At 45.5% G+C, this 19,497-nt stretch carries 17 protein-coding genes; 4 read left to right on the top strand and 13 right to left on the bottom strand.

The annotated features are described in order from the left end of the window. The first annotated feature begins 149 nt into the window (after positions 1-149). On the top strand, positions 150-356 hold the full coding sequence (locus I2B62_RS01825; RefSeq protein ID WP_195267268.1) for a hypothetical protein: 207 nt from the start codon (positions 150-152) through the stop codon (positions 354-356). A gap of 45 nt (positions 357-401) precedes the next feature. On the opposite strand, the gene I2B62_RS01820 is transcribed toward I2B62_RS01825, so the two are convergent. The 4 genes from I2B62_RS01820 to I2B62_RS01805 form a co-directional block, all read right to left on the bottom strand. After that, complete coding sequence (locus I2B62_RS01820; RefSeq protein WP_195267267.1) at positions 402-1,424, bottom strand: GNAT family N-acetyltransferase; 1,023 nt, start codon at positions 1,422-1,424, stop codon at positions 402-404. Between the two features lie 202 nt (positions 1,425-1,626). Then, the gene (locus tag I2B62_RS01815) at positions 1,627-2,481 is read right to left on the bottom strand and encodes a KilA-N domain-containing protein (protein WP_195267266.1); all 855 of its coding nucleotides are present in this window, start codon (positions 2,479-2,481) and stop codon (positions 1,627-1,629) included. A 20-nt stretch (positions 2,482-2,501) separates the two neighbouring features. After that, positions 2,502-4,145 (bottom strand): ATP-binding protein, encoded by a 1,644-nt coding sequence (locus I2B62_RS01810; protein ID WP_195267265.1) that lies wholly within the window; start codon positions 4,143-4,145, stop codon positions 2,502-2,504. Between the two features lie 64 nt (positions 4,146-4,209). Further along, entirely contained in the window at positions 4,210-4,617 is a 408-nt protein-coding gene (locus tag I2B62_RS01805; RefSeq protein ID WP_195267264.1) for a recombinase family protein, read from the bottom strand. A gap of 41 nt (positions 4,618-4,658) precedes the next feature. Here I2B62_RS01805 and I2B62_RS01800 point away from each other — a divergent pair. Further along, positions 4,659-5,805, top strand: a protein-coding gene (locus I2B62_RS01800; protein WP_243259388.1) for an IS3 family transposase whose coding sequence is annotated in 2 segments (ribosomal slippage) — positions 4,659-4,909 and positions 4,908-5,805 — 1,149 coding nt in all. Because the reading frame shifts where the segments join, the coding sequence is not laid out codon by codon here. A gap of 237 nt (positions 5,806-6,042) precedes the next feature. On the opposite strand, the gene I2B62_RS01795 is transcribed toward I2B62_RS01800, so the two are convergent. The 6 genes from I2B62_RS01795 to I2B62_RS01770 form a co-directional block, all read right to left on the bottom strand. Continuing rightward, positions 6,043-6,711 (bottom strand): DUF4145 domain-containing protein, encoded by a 669-nt coding sequence (locus I2B62_RS01795; protein ID WP_195267263.1) that lies wholly within the window; start codon positions 6,709-6,711, stop codon positions 6,043-6,045. A 24-nt stretch (positions 6,712-6,735) separates the two neighbouring features. Continuing rightward, positions 6,736-8,340 (bottom strand): 23S rRNA (uracil(1939)-C(5))-methyltransferase RlmD, encoded by a 1,605-nt coding sequence (gene rlmD, locus I2B62_RS01790; RefSeq protein ID WP_243259387.1) that lies wholly within the window; start codon positions 8,338-8,340, stop codon positions 6,736-6,738. 98 nt (positions 8,341-8,438) lie between these two features. After that, complete coding sequence (locus I2B62_RS01785) at positions 8,439-8,825, bottom strand: metal-dependent transcriptional regulator (protein WP_195267262.1); 387 nt, start codon at positions 8,823-8,825, stop codon at positions 8,439-8,441. Further along, on the bottom strand, positions 8,791-10,695 hold the full coding sequence (locus tag I2B62_RS01780) for a YgiQ family radical SAM protein (RefSeq protein ID WP_195267261.1): 1,905 nt from the start codon (positions 10,693-10,695) through the stop codon (positions 8,791-8,793). Before I2B62_RS01780 ends, I2B62_RS01785 begins: the two co-directional genes overlap by 35 nt. 5 nt (positions 10,696-10,700) lie before the next feature. Next, entirely contained in the window at positions 10,701-11,456 is a 756-nt protein-coding gene (gene cobS, locus I2B62_RS01775) for an adenosylcobinamide-GDP ribazoletransferase (protein WP_195267260.1), read from the bottom strand. A gap of 106 nt (positions 11,457-11,562) precedes the next feature. Beyond that, positions 11,563-11,838, bottom strand: a complete 276-nt coding sequence (locus I2B62_RS01770) for an HPr family phosphocarrier protein (RefSeq protein ID WP_038354235.1) — start codon at positions 11,836-11,838, stop codon at positions 11,563-11,565. Positions 11,839-12,007: 169 nt separating this feature from the next. Here I2B62_RS01770 and I2B62_RS01765 point away from each other — a divergent pair, with 169 nt between their 5' ends. After that, entirely contained in the window at positions 12,008-12,223 is a 216-nt protein-coding gene (locus I2B62_RS01765; RefSeq protein WP_013379838.1) for a DUF1858 domain-containing protein, read from the top strand. 139 nt (positions 12,224-12,362) lie between these two features. Continuing rightward, positions 12,363-13,559: an aminotransferase class III-fold pyridoxal phosphate-dependent enzyme gene (locus tag I2B62_RS01760; protein WP_195267259.1), complete on the top strand. Its 1,197-nt coding sequence runs from the start codon at positions 12,363-12,365 to the stop codon at positions 13,557-13,559. A 50-nt stretch (positions 13,560-13,609) separates the two neighbouring features. Here the strand turns inward: I2B62_RS01760 and I2B62_RS01755 are convergent, their stop codons facing one another. From I2B62_RS01755 to nifJ, 3 genes are all read right to left on the bottom strand, one after another. Beyond that, on the bottom strand, positions 13,610-13,777 hold the full coding sequence (locus tag I2B62_RS01755; protein ID WP_013379836.1) for a hypothetical protein: 168 nt from the start codon (positions 13,775-13,777) through the stop codon (positions 13,610-13,612). A 281-nt stretch (positions 13,778-14,058) separates the two neighbouring features. Next, on the bottom strand, positions 14,059-15,540 hold the full coding sequence (locus tag I2B62_RS01750; RefSeq protein ID WP_195267258.1) for an NADP-dependent glyceraldehyde-3-phosphate dehydrogenase: 1,482 nt from the start codon (positions 15,538-15,540) through the stop codon (positions 14,059-14,061). 147 nt (positions 15,541-15,687) lie between these two features. Continuing rightward, positions 15,688-19,224, bottom strand: coding sequence for a pyruvate:ferredoxin (flavodoxin) oxidoreductase (nifJ, locus tag I2B62_RS01745; protein ID WP_195267257.1), 3,537 nt, complete (start codon positions 19,222-19,224; stop codon positions 15,688-15,690). Positions 19,225-19,497 lie beyond the last annotated feature (273 nt).

Raw genomic sequence — 19,497 nt, 5'->3', positions numbered from 1 at the left:
ATATATACCTTTTTGAAACCGCATTCTATCATACAACTTCTGAAAATATTCTGAAAAAATAAATAGTCGTCTACCATTGAGGTTTTCAGCAGACCATGTTAAAATAAGAGAAAGAAAAGTATCGCTAAACACTTTCAGGAGGTAACTTTGTGAAAATCAAAGAAAATGACACTGCCCGTCTTAAAGAAATAAATGAACATTTTGAAACCCTTGAAGCCATTATGTCCAGTCTGTCCCCGGAAACACTGGCCGCTCTCAATGCGTTTCATGATGAATCATTCTCGATTCCTTACTGTGTAAAATGGGGCGCAACCGGTATAGCCGAAGTGCTGGAAGCTGTTAAATCTGAAAACTAGTCAACTGGTCAAAAAACCCCCTGTCTTTTATCGACAGGGGGTTTTTTATAATGACTTTATAAACCTGAGTCCCTCAGCATTGAAGTTTTCACCCAGATGCTGCGTAATATCCGGTTTGTAGCCATGCTTTTTATAAAACATGCAGGCCTTTTCATTTTTTTCAAAAGTCCAGATAAACATTTCCGAATAATGCCGCTGTCCTGCCAGTGCTTCTCCGAATGCCAAAAGCTTACTGCCGATCCCCTGCGCCTGAAAAGCCGGATCAACATAAATCCGCCAAAGCTCAAAGGCCTCAGGCTTATCCGCATCCTCGCTTTTTCCACAGGAGAGAATAGCTTTTACTCCATTCTCATCAAAAACAAAATTCTCCAGCCGGTTTGTCTGGAATTCGTCCCTGATGGCCTCTCTGCGTTTGCCGCACCACACTTCACCCAGCTGTACAGGGTCCACGTAGCCCGCATAAGTAGTTTTCCAGCAATGGTTGACGATATCCGCTGCGCGGTTCATATCTTTTTGTATGAGCCTACGGACAGGGCCCTCCCTTATGGTAATCCAATAAATGCATATGGGCTTTCCATCAATATAAGGTTTTTCCTCTTTCAATACACCGCCACATTTCAGCATCGTTTTAATTGATCCCACATTATCTGCGTAGCATCCCAGCATCACTGCCTCAAGCCCCAGCTCCTGAGCCGCCTCCAGCGCCAGCGATAAAACCTGCACCGCATAGCCTTTCCAGCGCTCCGAAGGACGGACAGCATAACCAATATGTCCGCCGTATTCCGCAAGAAAAGACTGACCCAGGCTGTGGCGGAGATCAACAATCCCCACGATCCACTGATCTTGTTCACGGACTGCCAAAAACGTCGAGGACACCACCCAGTCCTCCCGCACTGTTTGAAAATCTCTATTTCTTCTAATGTTTTCCAGCCACTCCTCATAATCCATCTGATTGAGAAGCGCGCTGCCGTTGATGACTTTTTCGCCGGCTTGAAAAAATTCATTTTTGAACGCCAGTATTGCAGTTTTGTTTGCTTTGGTGGGTGGGATGAGGGTTAAGCTTTCCATGAGGTGTCCTTTCTGTTGGGTTAAGGTGTTCTTTAGACAGCATACCGTCTCCACATGTGATTGTTAGACTATTCTACACTTTAATACAATATGCGAGTTCCCCCTGTATTTAAGCGTTTTTCAACAATCTTATCAATTCACTAAAGTGATTTTTGATTAGGCTATTTTTCATTCACGGAAGCTTGTCCTCAATACAACTTTGTCATTCATCTTCCTTTTTAGTAAGCATTGTTAACCCTGTCATTGTCAAGGATTCCATCGTTTTCATCTGTTTAACCGCCAAATCACGCAACAATACCAATCGCTCTGACTGTGTTTTGCCTTGTTCAATCAACACAGCATTGCAACTTTCCATATTTGACAATACCAATAACTGATTAAGGTTCGCATCATCACGCATATTTCCTTTTTTATCAGGATTCATTTCTCTCCATTGCTTTGCAGTTATACCAAATAAAGCAACATTCAGCATATCCGCCTCATTAGCATATGTATAGGCAATCTGCTCTTTCGTTAATTTCGGCGGAATCAGATTCTCCTTAATAGCATCTGTATGAATACGATAATTTAATTTTGATATCTCCCTATTGAGATTCCAGTTTAATGACAAACGGCTGTTTTCATCTGTTTTTATTCTCTGGTAATCCTTAATAATATACAGCTTGAACTCAACAGATATCCATGATGCAAATTCAAAAGCAATGTCTGAATGTGCATATGTGCCACCATAACGTCCGGCTTTTGATACAATTCCTATCGCCGAAACATTGTTTATCCACTTAGAAGGAGACATCGTAAAAGCATTTAGACCTGCCTGGTTTCTAAACCCCTCGAATTCGAGGGGTTTAAAATCTGGATTGTGAAGGCTTTCCCACAAACCGAGAAATTCCAATGTATCCCTATTCCGCATCCAATTGCAAATCGTTGCATTCGGATCGTCACTTCGGTATTTCGCTATATCTGTCAGTGAAATGAATTCGTTTTGAAAATCATTTGTATATATCCCAATGTCGATTCCTTTTGCGTGTATTGTTTCTTTTATTGTTTTTTTAGGCATGGCTATCTCCTTCCCGTTTATTATTCCCGCTCTGAGTTCCCAAATATATCTTGCTCAAGTTCTCTATACGTTTCTGTATCAGGGGTAACAAGTGGAGCCATTGTATCCCGCATAAAAGAATCTGCATTGTTTCCGCATCGCGAAAGACTCAGAGTCCTTTTTATGGTTGTATATATTTCGCCACTTGCAGCTTTAATATCATCACTTGCTCTCCCGCGTGAAATTGCGCTTTCTATAGCATTCTCCTTTAGCATTTTGCACTCATTAAATTTATCTGGCAAACCAACTTTGTCACAAAGTTTCCTAATAATTTCATCATCAAGCAAATATGCTTCCAAATGCCGTCTAGATGTAGTTCTTATTCCCCTTTGAAACAATTCACGGACTTCTTGCTCACTTCGATCATCACGATCAACTATTTTTATCACCTTTGTATTTTTCAGTAGTGTACTCATTATTTCGCCAAGCCTATTTTCAATATTCTCAAGTTCGCTACAAGAGCCTCCTGAAATAAAGAAAGAATCCGGGTGCGTATCTCCAAACAATTGTGTAAAAATCGTCTTATCGTAATCCTTTCTAGATGTTCCATTTGGATTACCCTCACAAAAAATTATCTCTTTTGGAAGCATCAATTTCGCAAAATCTCCAAATGCTAACTCATAAAACTTGTTCATGACTGCTTTCCCAATATGAGAAGGAGAAATCAATTGCTCTTCATCAAAATTTCTCCCATCGAAATCCAAAAAAGTAACGCTTCCTGGACTCTCATTTTCTATATTCTCAGCTTCTTGAAGCATACCAATTGAATGAGTAGAGACCCATAATTGCGATGATTTGGGTGTTAAATTATATAATTCGCGAAGTACCTTTCCTTGAAGTTTCGTGTGCATATGTGTCTCTGGCTCATCGATACAATAAACTGCATCTGGATAGTAATTTGATTGAATTACCATGTCCAATATTAAATCAAATGCCGATTTTTCGCCAGCAGAAAGATTACGGTAGTGAAAATCCTCTATGTTACCCTTTGTAAAATAAAAGTTGCCATCTCGTAATGGGTCACCAATAGATGACAGTACTAAATCGTCAAAAACGCGTGACATTGCTGCCTGTATTTTCCCAACCAATTCTTCTCGCAATGCCTCAACAGTTTTACTATCGTTTTTAGAATCATAAACACCAGAAATTGTATTGGCCACAAGCCTCTGATAATTTGCTGACACTGTCTGATCATTTTGTATCAACGTCGAAAGACGTACCTCTTGGGTTGGATCGGATTGCCGTTGTAATAAATCAATTTGAAAGTCTGGTTCGTTCCTGTAAGCGCTCCTAAAGTAGAAATGTCCCTTTATATCATTATTACTCCCGATATTTTTAGGAAATGAAGCATCATAAAAACCAATATCAACTGTTTGAAGAGTTTTACTATACCACTCCTGATGTTGTAATTCCGCTTCTTTTCCAGCTTTATATAAATAATGATAGTCGCCTATATCACCATATCCAGAATACTTATAGTAATGATTTATGGCTTCCAGAAAAGAAGTTTTTCCAGAACCATTTGGTCCTACTAATACAACCAACTTTGCTGTCAAAGGAATATTTTCAACTATCAAATGAGTAAATCGTTTAAAATTGTTAAGTTCAATCCTTTCGATATGCATTATGTAATTTCCTCCAAATTGTTATCACATATTTCTCATGTTCTGTTTTAAGCAAGCTATATACTCAAATACTTTTTGAACTGTATTTCTTGCTTTTCCTCTTTTTATTATTCTTATCGGTCACAACATTACTCCGCCTTGCCTTCTCAATCTGTACCGCTTCAAATGTTTCCTTTGATATAGTCGCCGGATTATTATCTGTGGACAAATATTGTACTTCACTGTTTCCATATTTCAAAAGCTTAACATCACATGTATACTTTTCATTACTCAGCATAACATCAATCGTTCTTTTGCACCATTTTTTTCCGGTTGGTGATAGAATCTTTCTCCGTTCCAACTCTTTAATAATTCCTATAATACTCTGTCCGCTTAGATACAAATCAAATATCAGTTTCACATTCTTTGCTGTTTCCTCATCAATTATTAATCGGCTTGGAGCTATACTATAAAAGTAGACACAAATATGCATAGTCTGTTACAATAAATCATACACAAAACAGGAGGTTTCTCATGGCTACCAATAACTACACCAAATACGATGAGGATTTTAAAAAATCCCTTGTCTCCCTTCACCAAAACGGCAAAACTCAGACTCAGCTCTGTAAAGAATACGGCGTTTCTTCCTCTGCTCTTAGCAAATGGGTCAAACAGTACTCTACCCTTGAAATGGATGACGGGGAAGTCCTTACCGCTAAACAGGTGAAAGAACTTCAAAAGCGTAATGCCCAACTTGAGGAGGAAAACCTCATCTTAAAAAAGCGATTGCCATCTTCACGCCACACTCAAACAGAGATTAGACGCTGTCCATAAGCTCCGTTTTCAACATTCGATCAAAACGCTCTGCCGGGTTCTCAAGGTCAACAGAAGTACTTATTACAAACATTTTTCTGCTGTTCCTGCTCCGCGTGTTAAAGAAAATCAGCACATTGCTTCTCTGATTCTCCACATTCATGCCCTTTACAACAAACGGCTCGGCGCTTATAAAATCACTTATATCTTAATGCGTGACTATGGCATTAACATCAGCGTCGGGCGAGTGTACCGGCTGATGAAACACCTTCAGCCCCCAAAAATGTCAACGGATAAACCTTCGCTTTCCCGCTCGCATTCAGATGACGCTTCTTGCTTTAATCATCTGCAACAGAACTTTCAACAGAAAGCTCCCAATCTTGTATGGGTTAGCGACATTACCTACCTCAAAGCTGGTGGAAAGTGGTACTATCTCTGTATTGTGATGGATCTTTACTCCAGGAAAGTCCTTTCCTGGCGTCTTTCTGCCCGGGCAGACACCAATCTTGTCACCTCTGTTTTTCAGAAGGCTTACGAAAAACGCAAGACTCCTTATGGTCTGATGTTCCATTCGGATCGGGGTACACAGTATACTGCCTTTTCTTTTCGTCAGCTTCTGGATTCCCTGAACGTTGTCCAGTCTTTTTCAAAAAAAGGCTATCCCTTTGACAATGCCTGCTGTGAATGTTTCTTCAAATATCTCAAGAAAGAAGAAACAAGCCGCAAATCTTACCATTCTTTACAGGAGCTACAGCTCTCTATCTTTGAGTACATTGAAGGCTATTATCACTCTAAAAGACCGCATCTTTCTCTGAATATGCTCACGCCTAATGAAGCTGAGGACTTGTATTGGGAGCAGCTTCACTAGCCTGCTCCTCGAATTTTTTTCCTTTTTTGTGTCTACTTACTTGACTATAGTCCAATAATCTTTTAAACCCAATCATTACAGCCATTTCTACTCATCCAAACTCTTCATCGTCGAGCAAAAAATATCATCATCTACAAACTAACGCTTAGATTGCAAATAACCATTTTTGAATTATTAAAATTTCAAACGCATAAGGTAATTTTTGTTTACTGGATTAATTCTCATCAACAAATGGCATTAGGGTTGAATACCATATTTTTCAGAAATCCTTTTTAAAAAATCTTCTTGTTGTTTTGGTTTTATAAACACAAAATCAAATAATTCTTCCACTAATTCTAACATTACTTCTGCTTCACCTTTTTCTATTTCAACAATCTCGTTACTATTGGTGCTTTTTTTGGGGTGAGCACCAAAGTTTGCAATTTTACGAAAAACTTGCAACATGGCAACTAATGTAGATGGAACACTTTGTTTTTCCTCCAATTCGTTTATTTCCTCTGCTAAATTTCTTTTCTTAATTTTTAGCTCCTCATGTAGAACATTCTGTAATAAATATCGACTTAAAGTTGCACTTGCTCGTGGACTTATATTATTAACCTGAGAAGCTTCCTCATATAAATCAGCATATTTTGCAGGCACATACTGACTTAGTTGCTTAGTTTTGGGAAACTTTGGGTACAATAGTATTTCATCATCTATTTCTGACAATTCACTCCCATACTGACTAGAAACATATCCTGTTCCATGCTGTAATCTCACAATAAATTTTCGACAATCGGGGCAAAATACTGAAACCAAGTTATAACCTTCATCAAATTCTTCCTCTTCATTAGGTACCGGATAAGCTTCCTCTATCCATTCATCCCAATCTATACTAATTCCAATACCACAATATGGACATCTCATATTTCTTTCTCCCTAGTTTTTATTTTATATAGTTCCAAAATACCTCAATGCTTCCTCTATGGCCTTTACCTTCTCTTCCGGGCACCCCGGGTATTCCCTTTTCGGCACATCTACCTTATTTGGTGCGTCATGCATAGGCAATCCATGTTTTCTCTTCACTTCCGCAATATACTTCGTATGCACATTCAGCCCGTACTTTTCCTTCACATACTCCTTAATCTTCTGATACGTGGCTTTCTCCGTTACATCTTCCTTGTCCACAGTCATTTCAATGTCGATTCTTTCTACATCCTTTTTACGGGTTAAGAGCGCAACCGTCTCCACATGCCCCGTCCCGGGAAACAAATCCACTGGCTGAACTTCCTGCACCTGATACCCGTACTCACGCAGAATTTTCAGGTCTCGGGCCAGGGTGGAGGGGTTACAGGAAACGTAGACGACCTTGGGGACGGCCAGGTCTTTGATCATTTCCAGAAGGGCGGGGTCGCAGCCTTTTCTGGGCGGGTCGAGGACAATGACATCGGGGTGGACGCCTTCATTTGCCAGTTTTGGGGCTTCGGTTTCAGATTTCCCTTGAATGAAGCGGATATTTTCAATCTGGTTGCGCTTGGCGTTCTCCTGGGCGTCGAGGACGGCGTTTTCCACGATCTCGATGCCATAGACCTGGGCGGCTTCGCGGGCCAGGTACAGGCCGATGGTGCCTGTGCCGCAGTAGAGGTCGAAAAGTGTTTCGGCACCGGTTAAGGCGGCCATCCTTTTCACCAGATCATACAGCACCTTTGTCTGGCGGGTATTGACCTGGAAAAAGGAATTGGGCGAGATCAGAAAGCTCAGGTCACCAATGCGTTCCTCGATCTGCGGTGTGCCCAGCAACAGGTGATTTTCTCTGCCCAGCACAGCGTTCCCTCTGGTGGTATTGACATTCAGGTAGACGGAGCGTACGTCTGGAATTCTCTCGGTAATGGCCTGAAGAATTTTATCTTTATGCTTGAGTTTTTTTCCGTTTCCTACGATGACAATCATATTTTCGCCCTGCTCGTTGGTTCTCTGGACAATCCCTCTCAGAAAGCCGGTATGCTTCTGCTCGTCATAAAGCTCAAAGCAGCCGTCTTTCAGCAGCGCGTTGAAGGTTTCAATAACCTGTACACAGCTTTCGGGCTGGGTCAGGCAGTCTTCAATGGGCACGATCTGATGGCTTCTCTTGGCGAAAAAGCCCATGCCTTCTCCGCTGATTTTAAACTGGGCTTTATTGCGGTATCGGTATGGCGTCTCCATGCCGATCACGGCATTTACCGGGACGTCCTTAATCCCGCCGATTCTTTCCAGGACGTCGGTGACGATTTTATGCTTGATGGCAAGCTGCGCATCATACTGCACCTGCAATATCTGGCAGCCGCCGCAGCGCCCAAAGTACGGACATGGCGGCTCCTGCCGTTTCTCGGAGGGGGTAATCAGTTTTAACATTTTTCCGGTCATATAGGTTTTTTTGATGGCTGTTATCTCTATTTCTTCGGTATCACCCGGCACGCCGCCGTCCACAAATATGATCATATTGTCGATCCGGCCAACGCCCTCGCCGCTGTGGGTAATATCCTCTAAGGTGATGGTAATTCGGTCTTTTATCTTCAATGGTTTCTTTTCCTTTCTTAGTTAGGCTTATTGTAACAGAAAATGGCTGGTCTGTCATATAAAAAACCGCGCCGCTCTCGGTGAACGGCACGGTTTTTTTATTCGTTATCCTTCAGATAGGTCTTCATCTTTTCAAAGGTTTCATCACTGATAATATGCTCGATGCAGCAGGCGTCATTTTCGGCCACCTTTGGGGTGACATCCAGAACCTGATTTAAGAACTTGGTAATGATACAGTGCTTTTCATAGATTTTGATGCCCATGGCCTCGCCGCTGTCGGTCAGATAAATCTGGCCGTAGCGCTCATGCTCTACATAGCCCAGGGATTTCAGCTTTTTGACGGCGTCGTTGGCGCTGGCCTTGCTCACTCCCATGGCCTGGGCAAGGTCGGTGATGCGGACACCCCGGTTGTCCTGTGAAAAATCCAAATATATGGTTTCAATATAATCTTCAATTGATTCGGTTAGTTTTTTTTCTATTTCCATTTCTACCACCATTTTTTCTTTTATTTTTACCCTTGGTTCCCAGCTTTTTCCCGGGATCTTTTCCCTCAGCCTTTTTTATACCCCAGGGCTTCTCAGGGATCAACGCCCCTTTGTGGCTGCCGATCAGGTCGCGCCGTCCGGCCTTTAGCAGGGCCTCGCGGACGAGCTTATAGTTCTCGGGCCGGTTGTACTGGATCAGTGCGCGCTGCATCAGCTTTTCCCTGTCCTTTGGAATGTGCATGGACTCCATGGTAAAGGGATTATAGCCTGTATAATACATGGCTGTGGCGATGCTGCCCGGCGTTGGATAAAAATCCTGCACCTGCTCGGGCACTGCGCCGTGATCCCGGATGTACTCGCTCAGGGCGATGGCGTTGCTCAGGGTACAGCCTGGATGGCTGGTTATAAAATAAGGAACCACAAATTGATTGGTCTTGAACTGTTTATCGTACTGGACAAACTCCCGCCGGAACCGCTCGTAAGCCGAAAAGTCCGGCTTGCCCATATTATGGAGCACAGAACTGACCACATGCTCTGGCGCTACCCTCAGCTGTCCGCTGACGTGGTATTTCACCAGCTCTTTAAAAAAGCTTTTATTTTTGTCCTTCAAAAGATAGTCGTAACGAATGCCGGAACGGACAAACACTTTTTTGACGCCCGGCAGCTGTCTCACAGCGCGCAGCACCTCCAGATAGTCGCTTTCATCCGTATTCAGGTTTTCACAGGGTTCGGGAAACAGGCACTCCCTGTGCGGGCAGACGCCCTTTGTTTTCTGTTTCTCGCAGGCCGGATTCCTGAAATTAGCGGTCGGACCGCCAATATCGTGGATATAGCCCTTGAAATCCGGATCCTTGATCATGCGCTTGGCCTCGTCCACAATGGAGGCCTTGCTCCGCTTTTGGATATACCGCCCCTGATGAATGGCAAGGGCGCAGAAATGACAATTTCCAAAACAGCCCCTGTTGGCTGTAATACTGAATTTTATTTCCTCGATTCCCGGAATTACACCGTCCCCCAGCGAGCTTTCGCACTGGCGGAAAGTATAGGGCAGTCCGTAGATTTCATCCATCTCTGCCTCAGTCAGCGGCATCTGCGGCGGATTCTGGCACAGGTACCGGTTGCCGGTCGGCTGGATAAAAGGCTTTGGGTTGAAGGGATCATTGCTCCCATGAATTTGTCTCGCGGCTTCGGCATAAGTTTTTTTATCCGCTGTCACTGCTTCACAGCTTGGCAATTCCACACAATCCGAAAGTATTTCTCTAATGATACAGGCTGTACCTTTAATGTAGTTTAATTCCGCTGCCGGAATACCGGCATTTAGGCTGTCGGCAATCTCGACAATGGCTTTCTCGCCCATGCCATAGACCAGCAGATCGGCCCGGCTGTCAAAGAGGATCGAACGCCGCACCTTATTCTGCCAGTAGTCGTAATGGGCAAAACGCCGCAGGCTCGCCTCGATTCCACCGATGATCAGTGGAACATCCTTGTAAGCCTCCCGTATTTTACCGCAGTAAACAATGGTGGCCCGGTCTGGCCGGAGGCCGGCCGCTCCTCCCGGCGTATAGACGTCTTTTTTTCGCCTTTTTTTATTGACGGTATAGTGGCTGACCATGGAATCGAGATTTCCGGCGGTCACCATAAACCCGAGGCGCGGGCGGCCAAAGACCTCAAAGGCCCCGGTGCTGTGCCAGTCAGGTTGGGCGATGATGCCCACCCGGTAGCCGTGGCTTTCCAGCACCCGTGAGATCACCGCCGCCCCGAAGGAGGGGTGATCCACATAGCCGTCTCCTGTGACCAGGGCAAAGTCGACTTCGGGCCAGCCCCGGTCACGCATTTCCTGCCGGTTGGTCGGTAAGCATTGGTTTCTCATATCCGTCACGCTGCCAGAAGCATCCAATTCGCCTGGATAACGGCCAGAACCACCAGGAAAATCGTCTGGGTCAGTTCAATGGTCAGGCCAATGGTATCGCCGGTGATTCCGCCGATTTTGCGCTGCAAATAGAACATGAGCACAAAATTGATGAGCATGGTTCCCAGCGCTGCAAAGAAGGCCACCGGCCCGATGGCAAACCAGGCAAAGGGCAGGATCAGAAGCAGATAGACAAGCACATGCCAGGGCTTGGTCATCTCGACAATCCGGCGTCCCAGTCCGCCGCCGCCCTCGGCGTAGGTGGAAAAGCAGCAGGTCTGTATGGCGCAGTAGCGTCCGATGACCGGCATGAGGATCAAAATCAGCAGGTTTTCCGGCAGAATGACCGTGTAGCAGGACCAGATGGTCAGAAACAGCAGGATCAGCCCGATGGCACCAAAGGACCCCAGACGGCTGTCCTTCATGATCTCCATCATTTTCGCGTGGTCTCTGGCTGAAAACAGGGCGTCCACCGTATCGGCAAAGCCGTCGAGATGCAGGCCGCCCGTAATCCAGATATAGACGATCATGGTAAAGAGGGCCTGGAGCTGGATAACATGAATATAGGATAATACCCAGGAGACCGCGAACAGAATCGCCCCAACCAGCAGACCCACAAGCGGCATGAAAATCATTGAATTATAAAATTCTTCCTCGCTCACATCCTTCAGCTTTATGGGAAAGCGGGTAAAGAAGGAAATGGCGATCAGTATCTTGCGCATAAAAACTCCTTTGTTGTCATAAGATCGTAAAAAGCGCGGTAAACGCCGTGTGAACAAAAGAAAAGTATGAATGAACCCATCCATACTTTTCTCAGTTTACATTTTGTTAAGATTCATCGGGCAGACCGAATTTATTATTAATGAGTTCTATTAACTTTTCGACCGCGAGCTTTTCATCATCGCCCGAGGCTTCGATTACGATCTCATCGCCCTTTTGAACAGCTAAAATCATTACTCCCATAATGCTTTTAGCGTTTACACGTGTTGAGCCTTTACTGATGTAAATTTCGCTCTTGAACTTATTGGCCGTTTGTACAAATAAGGATGCTGGTTTTGCATGGAGTCCAGCACGGTTTTGTACCACTACTTTGTCGGTTATCACATTATACACCCCTTTATAGAAAATTCCCCTATCGTTTATATTATACAACGGCCTCTTATTTTTTTCAAGTAATTGCCTTTCTTTTTTCTTTATACTCTTGCCAAAATCTTTTTCAAACTATATAATAGGGGTATAGTATGATTATCATAACCATTTGGAGGTGAATAATATGGATAAAGTAACAAAAGATATGGGCATCTTAGAAGCCGTTGAAAAATATCCTGATTCTGTGCCGGTTTTCCAGGCATACGGAATGCACTGCTTTGGCTGCATGGCTGCCCGCTTTGAAAATATTGAACAGGGCTGTCTTGCCCACGGCATTGATCCGGAAGCAATGGTCCGTTCCATTAACGACGCGTTAAACGCTGTTGATGCGACCAAATAATTAAATTCTTAAGAAAAGCGACGTTCTTTTAAGGACGTTGCTTTTTTATTTCAGGTTATCCCGGAATTTATTAAAATCACTTGTCATTTTCTTAGTTTTAAGGGAAAATAAGGTTAGTTCTATTTAGAGGGAGGTAAGCATGAGTAAAAACGAAACCAAAAAAATGTTTAATGAGGAATTGACGGAGTCCTTTGACGGGATTGTGGATATTTCCAAAGGAAGCCTTCAAACTCTGACCGATACCGATGAAAATATGTACCTCAGCTTTTATACAGACAGCCTGCTGTGGAGCTGCGGTTATAATAACCCCACCATTAACCGGGATATTAACGCCATGGTTAAGGATTATCAAAAAGAAAACAGGCCAGTGGACCTGGCGTCTCTCCTGAGCGACCTGGACGCGCAGCTTAAGCCGCACCTGCCTAAAAAGCTGGCTGTAACCTATTTCAATTCTGAAAACCCTTACCCGCGTCTGCTCAAGGCACTGTCCTCCAAGCGCGGCAAGACGGAGTTTCTCTGTCTGGAAAAGCTCCCCGGTATTTTCCCTGAGGAATTTGCCGACCGGATTTTCTCATTCGAGGAGCTCATCGCCGATGACCCCAAGGTCAATATCGACGGCATCAAAAACACGGTGTTTCCCGAGCTCAAAACCATCAAGCTCATTCTCAAAAAACACCGGAGCGCCCTGGCGGGCTGTATTATTAACCCCATTGTCACAAGCGACGCGTCCATCGCGAAAAAAGACCTGCTGGAGCCCATTCTGGACCTGCTGGCCAAGTTTAACATTCCCATTATCTGGGATGACTCCACCGCCGGCTTTTACCGCATGGGGCCAATCTTCTCCTACAAGCTTTACGAAATCCAGCCGGATGTACTTATCTACAATGGCAGCCTGTACAACCACCGCACCGTGCACTTTATGTCCATGACCAAGCGGATCAACAAGCTCTTTGCCATTCAGGAATCCCGTGTCGTTCTGGAGGATGTGCCCAACTACATCATGCTGAAGGTTATCCTCAGCTTTATGGAGTCCTCAAACCTGTCTAAAAAAATCCAGGCGCTGGGCACCCGGTTCCAGGGCAAGCTGCGGGCCCTTGAGGCCAACTGCGGCCGGAAGTTCAGCATTAAGGGCAAGGGCCTGATTCTGTTCATTGATTTTAAAAAGGAAGCTGTGTGTGACAGCTTCGTGCAGTTTATGAAGGAAAAGGGTATTCTCATAAAGAAATTTGCGGCCGTTCCGCAATTTGTAATGATTTATCCGCCGCTCATCCTTACCGAAAAAAACATTGATGAGATTGTCGAAAACTTTAAACGCTTTTTCAACCAGCCCGCATAATCCGAGCACGGCGCAAAAATGTGCCGTGCTCGCTTCATTTTACACCCTGCTCAGGATTTCCGGCACATAACTGCCGTATAGATCAGGTTCAGGCCCACCCCGTTGGTGTTGACCTGTATGCCGTCCTTGTTGATGTGGTAGCCCTCCTCATGGGCTTCATTCAGCTGCTTTTCAAACGACTTGCGGTCGTTGGCCGTCACTACCTTGTAAAAATCCATGGTTTACCTCCTGCGATTATCCTATATTTTCACCAATTTTCACAGCCCGGCTCGTTGGAAGGGCTGGCAAAAAAAGAACCTCCACCTGTTTTCGGTGGAGGTTGTTCAAAATTTACCGCTTTGATGCTTCCACGCGAAACTGGCAAAACACGTATCTGACTTTCACAGTTGCGGTGGAGCAGTCTGCCCGGGGCATTCTTCCGTTGGTATGCTTTGCTTGAGGTTATTATAGCAAAATCCGGGTAAAATTTCAATGTTAAATGATATTTTTTTGTTTTTTCTTAATAAACCTTCTGAATGTTGACCACCATGGCCTTTGGCCGGGTCATGGCCTCGATGGAATATTTGACACCCTGGGTACCCATGCCTGAGGCTTTTACACCCAAAAACGGGAAATGGTCTGGCCCGCGCTCGGTTTTATTATTGATCTGCACGGTTCCCACCTCCAGATGGTTGGCGATGTAAAAGGCATGGTTGATATTATTGGTAAAAACCGAGGACTGAAGGCCATATTCCGAGGCGTTGGCGATCTCGATGGCTTCCTCAACACTGTTTAAGCGGATAATGGGTAAAACAGGGCCAAAGGGCTCTTCCCATGCGATTTCCATGTCTCTGGTTACATGGTCTAAAAGAGTTGGGTAAAACAGGTTTTTCTCACGTTTATTGCCTGTCAGCAGTTTGGCGCCTTTGTTCAGCGCGTCATCCACCAGTCCCTGGACAAAATCCGCGGACTTATCGTCGATGAGCGGAACCACTGCGGCGTTTTTCCAGGGGTCGCCCACAACTAGCTTTTCGACACGCGCCTTCAGCTTTTCGGCCAGAGCATCTGCCACTTCTTCCTGTACCAGAATCCGCTTGACCGCAGTACAGCGCTGGCCTGAGTAGGAAAAAGCACCGGATACAATATTATCCGCCGCAAAATCCAGGTCCGCGTCGGGCAGAACCACGGCGGCGTCCTTGCCGCCCAGCTCCAGCAGCAGCGGCACCATCTCGGATATTTTTGAGATATGGCGGCCCACTTCGGTGCTCCCGGTAAAGTTGATAAAGTTAATGCCCTTGTGCGTAACCACATAATCGCCGATTTCACTGCCCCGGCCGGTTACGGTGTTCAGCACACCGGTTGGCAGGCCGGCCCGGTTGAGGATTTCCACCAGGTGCAGTGAGCTGATGGCTCCCTGGGTGGCGGGTTTTAAAATCACGGTATTGCCGCCGATGAGCGCCGGAGCGATTTTGGACATGGCCAGGTTTACCGGATAATTAAAGGGTGAGATGGCCAGAACCGTGCCGAGGGGCACCCTCGTGACATAGGAAATTTTGTTGCGGGTACCGCCGGGGAAATTGTCCCCGCTGATGGCTTCACCGGCCATGCTTTTCCCCACATCGGCCGTATATCTCAGAAAGTCCGCGGTGCGCTCAATCTCAGAGCGCGCTGACGCCAGATCCTTTGCGACCTCCCGGACCAGCACCTCGGCCATCTCGTCCAGATGCTTCTCAAAAAGATCCGCTGCGGTATAGAAGATTTCAGCCCGCTCATAGATGGGCATCTCGGCCCATTCCTGGAGGCTGTCCTTTGTGCTGGCAATGGCCTCGTCCACCTCTTCCCTGCTCATGGCCGGGATCCGGCCCACCAGCGAACCGTCAATGGGCGATTTAATAGCAAGGGTCTGTCCCTCGTCCTTGCCGCCTGTCCATTCGCCATTGAGGTAGCGCCTATAAACGCGTTCGTCCTTTTCATTTATATCAAAAATTCTGTCAAAAAACATGTTTGCTCTCTCCTTTCGGTATTTCTTCTTATAAGATACCCTCTTGGAGAATGGACAAACGCAAAACTTTATCTGCAGCGGCAATAACCATAAAAAAGCCCCCGGATTCCATATGGAGTCCGGGGGCTTTGTGTGTTTTAGCTTGGATTAGAATTCCTGAGAAGCCATGCGTTTGTAACCTGCGTAACGTTCTTCGGCTTCTTCCTGTGCTTTTTCATATAACTGATCTGCAACTTCTGGGAAGCTTAAACGTAATGAGGTGTAACGAACTTCACTGTTGATGAAATCCTGGAATTTGCTGAAATCTGGTTCTTTAGAATCCAGTGTGAATGGGTTCTTGCCTTCGGCTTTCAGCATTGGGTTGTAGCGGTATAAGTGCCAGTAGCCGCATGCAACAGCATCTGCTTCATGAGACTGGGTACGGCCCATGCCGCCCTTAATACCGTGGTTGATACATGGTGCGTAAGCAATGATCAGGGATGGACCCGGATAAGCTTCTGCTTCCTGTAATACCTTCATGTACTGGTTCTTGTCAGCACCCATGGCAACCTGGGCAACATATACGTAGCCGTAGGTCGCTGCCATCATGCCAAGGTCTTTTTTCTTGATTCTTTCGCCGGAAGCCGCGAACTGCGCTACCGCACCGGTCGGGGTAGATTTAGAAGCCTGGCCGCCAGTGTTGGAGTAAACTTCTGTATCCAGAACGAATACGTTGATGTCTTCCTTGGAGGCTAATACATGGTCTAAACCGCCATATCCGATATCGTAAGCCCAGCCGTCACCACCGAATACCCATACGGATTTCTTGACATAGTGATCTGCGTTGTCCTTAACGAATTTCAATTTATCTGCCAGTACCTGGTCGTCTACAGAGTAGCCTTCCAGAGCGGCTTTTAATTCAGCAGATGCTTCCTTGGAGCCTTCTGCATCTTCTTTGTTTTCAATCCACTTGTTTGCAGCTGCTTTAACTGCTTCTGGCGCCGTTTCTGCGATGGCTGCCAGGTAGTTCGCAAGGGTTTCTCTGATCTTGTTGCTGGCCTGTAACATACCAAAGCCATATTCTGCATTATCTTCGAACAGGGAGTTTGCCCATGCAGGACCCTGGCCCTTAGCGTTCTTGCAGTATGGTGTGGACGGTGTGGATGCACCCCAGATTGAGGAACAGCCGGTAGCGTTGGCGATCATCATGCGGTCACCGTATAACTGGGTAACAGCCTTGATGTATGGTGTTTCACCACAACCAGCACAAGCGCCGGAGAATTCAAGCAGTGGCTGGCAGAACTGGCTGCCCTTAACGGTGTATTTATTCATGCGGTCATCTTTAACCGGAACAGTTGTGGCATATTCCCAGTTAGCAACCTGATTTTCCTGAGTTTCAAGAGGTTTCATTTCCAGCGCTTTTGTCTTAGCCGGACATGCGTCAGCACAGTTGCCGCAGCCTGTACAGTCTAATACACTCACCTGGATTCTGTACTGTAAGCCATCGAACTGTTTACCGTTCGCTTTGATGCTGTCAAATCCTTCGGGAGCCGCTGCTTTTTCAGCTTCGTCCATTAATACCGGACGGATGGCAGCGTGCGGACATACGAAGGAGCACTGGTTACACTGAATACAGTTTTCCGGAATCCACTGTGGTACATTTACAGCGATCCCACGTTTTTCATAAGCGGAAGAACCAGCCATGTAAGTACCGTCTTCATTGTCGACGAAAGCGGAAACTGGAATGCTGTTGCCTTCAAAACGGTTAACCGGACGCAGGATTTCCTTAACGAATTTTGGTTCGTCTTTGGCTTCTGCCGCTTCGTCCTGTGCGTTTGCCCAGTCAGCAGGAATGTCTACCTTGGTTAAGATATCCGGGTTGATACCAGCGTCAACAGCTTCGTAGTTCATATTGACAATCTTGTCGCCCTTCTTACCGTAGGATTTCATAATCCCTTCCTTCATGAACTTAACCGCGTCGTCAATTGGGATGATGTCGGCCAGCTTGAAGAAGGCTGCCTGCATGATGGTGTTGGTTCTGCGGCCAAGACCGATTTCTTCCGCAACCTTGGTGGCGTTGATGATGTAGAACTGTGTATCATTTTCAGCCATGTAGCGTTTCATGCTTGCTGGTAAACGTTCGCCCAGTTCATCGACTGACCAAACCGTGTTCAGTAAGAATGTGCCGCCTTTTTTCAGACCATTTAACAGGTCATACTGGTGTACATAAGCCTGTGTCGAGCAGGAGATAAAGTCAGAGTTAACGATCAGGTATGGTGATTTGATCGGCTGTTTACCGAATCTTAAGTGAGAAACGGTGATCCCGCCGGATTTCTTGGAGTCATAGTCAAAGTAGCCCTGAGCGTATAAGTCGGTGTGGTCACCGATGATTTTGATGGAGTTTTTGTTGGCGCCGACAGTACCGTCAGAACCCAGACCCCAGAATTTACAGCCCTTGGTTCCTTCTGGAACAGTGTGGATATTGTCGGTTACTTCCAGGCTGGTGAAGGTAACATCATCGACGATACCGATGGTGAATTTATCCTTAGGTGTGTCTAATTTCAGGTTGTCATAAACAGCCTTGATCTGGCCAGGAGTGGTATCCTTGGAGCTTAAGCCGTAGCGGCCAGCGATGATTAAAGGCGCGTTTTCCTTGCCGTAGAAGATGGTGCAGACATCCTGGTATAAAGGATCGCCGAGTGCGCCTGGTTCTTTGGTTCTGTCTAAAACGCAGATACGTTTAACATTTTTCGGTAATGCTTCAAAGAAGTATTTTTCAGAGAAAGGTCTGAACAGGTGTACCTTCAGTACGCCGACCTTTTCGCCCTGTGCAGCCATGTAGTCAATGGTTTCTTCGATACAGTCTGTAACAGAACCCATTGCAACAATGATGTTTTCAGCATCCGGATCGCCGTAGTAGTTGAACGGATGGTATTCTCTGCCGGTTTCTGCGGAGATTTTGTCCATGTATTCTGCAACGATGTCTGGAACAGCGTCGTAGAATTTGTTGCAGGCTTCACGTGCCTGGAAAAAGACGTCGCCGTTCTGGGCAGTCCCTCTTGTTACAGGATGTTCCGGATTTAAAGCATGGTCTCTGAATGCCTGAATCGCATCCCAGTCAACCATTTTCTTGTACGCTTCATAATCCATGACTTCAACCTTCTGAACTTCGTGAGAGGTTCTGAAGCCGTCGAAGAAGTGTAAGAACGGAATTCTTGATTTGATGGCAGCTAAATGCGCAACGCCGCCTAAATCCATGACTTCCTGTACAGAACCGGTAGCCAGCATAGCAAAACCAGTCTGGCGGCAGGCCATAACGTCGCCGTGGTCGCCGAAAATAGATAAAGCGTGAGCAGCCAGTGTACGGGCAGATACATGGAATACGCCTGGCAGTAATTCACCGGCGATTTTATACATATTCGGGATCATTAATAAAAGACCCTGAGAAGCTGTAAAGGTTGTCGTTAAAGCACCGGCAGCCAAAGAACCGTGGACCGTACCAGCGGCGCCCCCTTCAGACTGCATTTCGGATACTTTGACGGTTTCTCCAAAAATGTTTTTTCTTCCCTGTGCAGACCAGGCGTCAACGTGTTCAGCCATCGGGGAAGACGGGGTGATTGGGAAAATACCAGCTACTTCAGTAAAGGCGTATGCCACGTGAGCAGCAGCCTGGTTCCCATCCATTGTCATCATTGTTTTGGACATGATATTCCTCCTTAGAAATTAAGCATTTAAAAATGGATTAATTGTGTATAACAAATTTTTACCTTTAACGATTATAACACAATTCAATTAGGGTGTATACACACCTTTTCGGATAATTTTTTGTCCAATTTTCCGCCCGGAAATCTCTGTTAAAAATATGACAGGTAAAATTTTGATTCCGGGTATTTTTTGGACAAATTTTAACCGCTCTTTACGTTCCTGAACAGGTTTTCAGCGCCATTCTTTACATATTATATGGACAGCGACGTTTTT

The organism is Eubacterium sp. 1001713B170207_170306_E7 (assembly GCF_015547515.1).
Classification (GTDB): domain Bacteria; phylum Bacillota; class Clostridia; order Eubacteriales; family Eubacteriaceae; genus Eubacterium.
The sequence above is the reverse complement of the archived record's forward strand: the minus strand, read 5'-3'. Positions and strand labels throughout refer to the sequence as shown.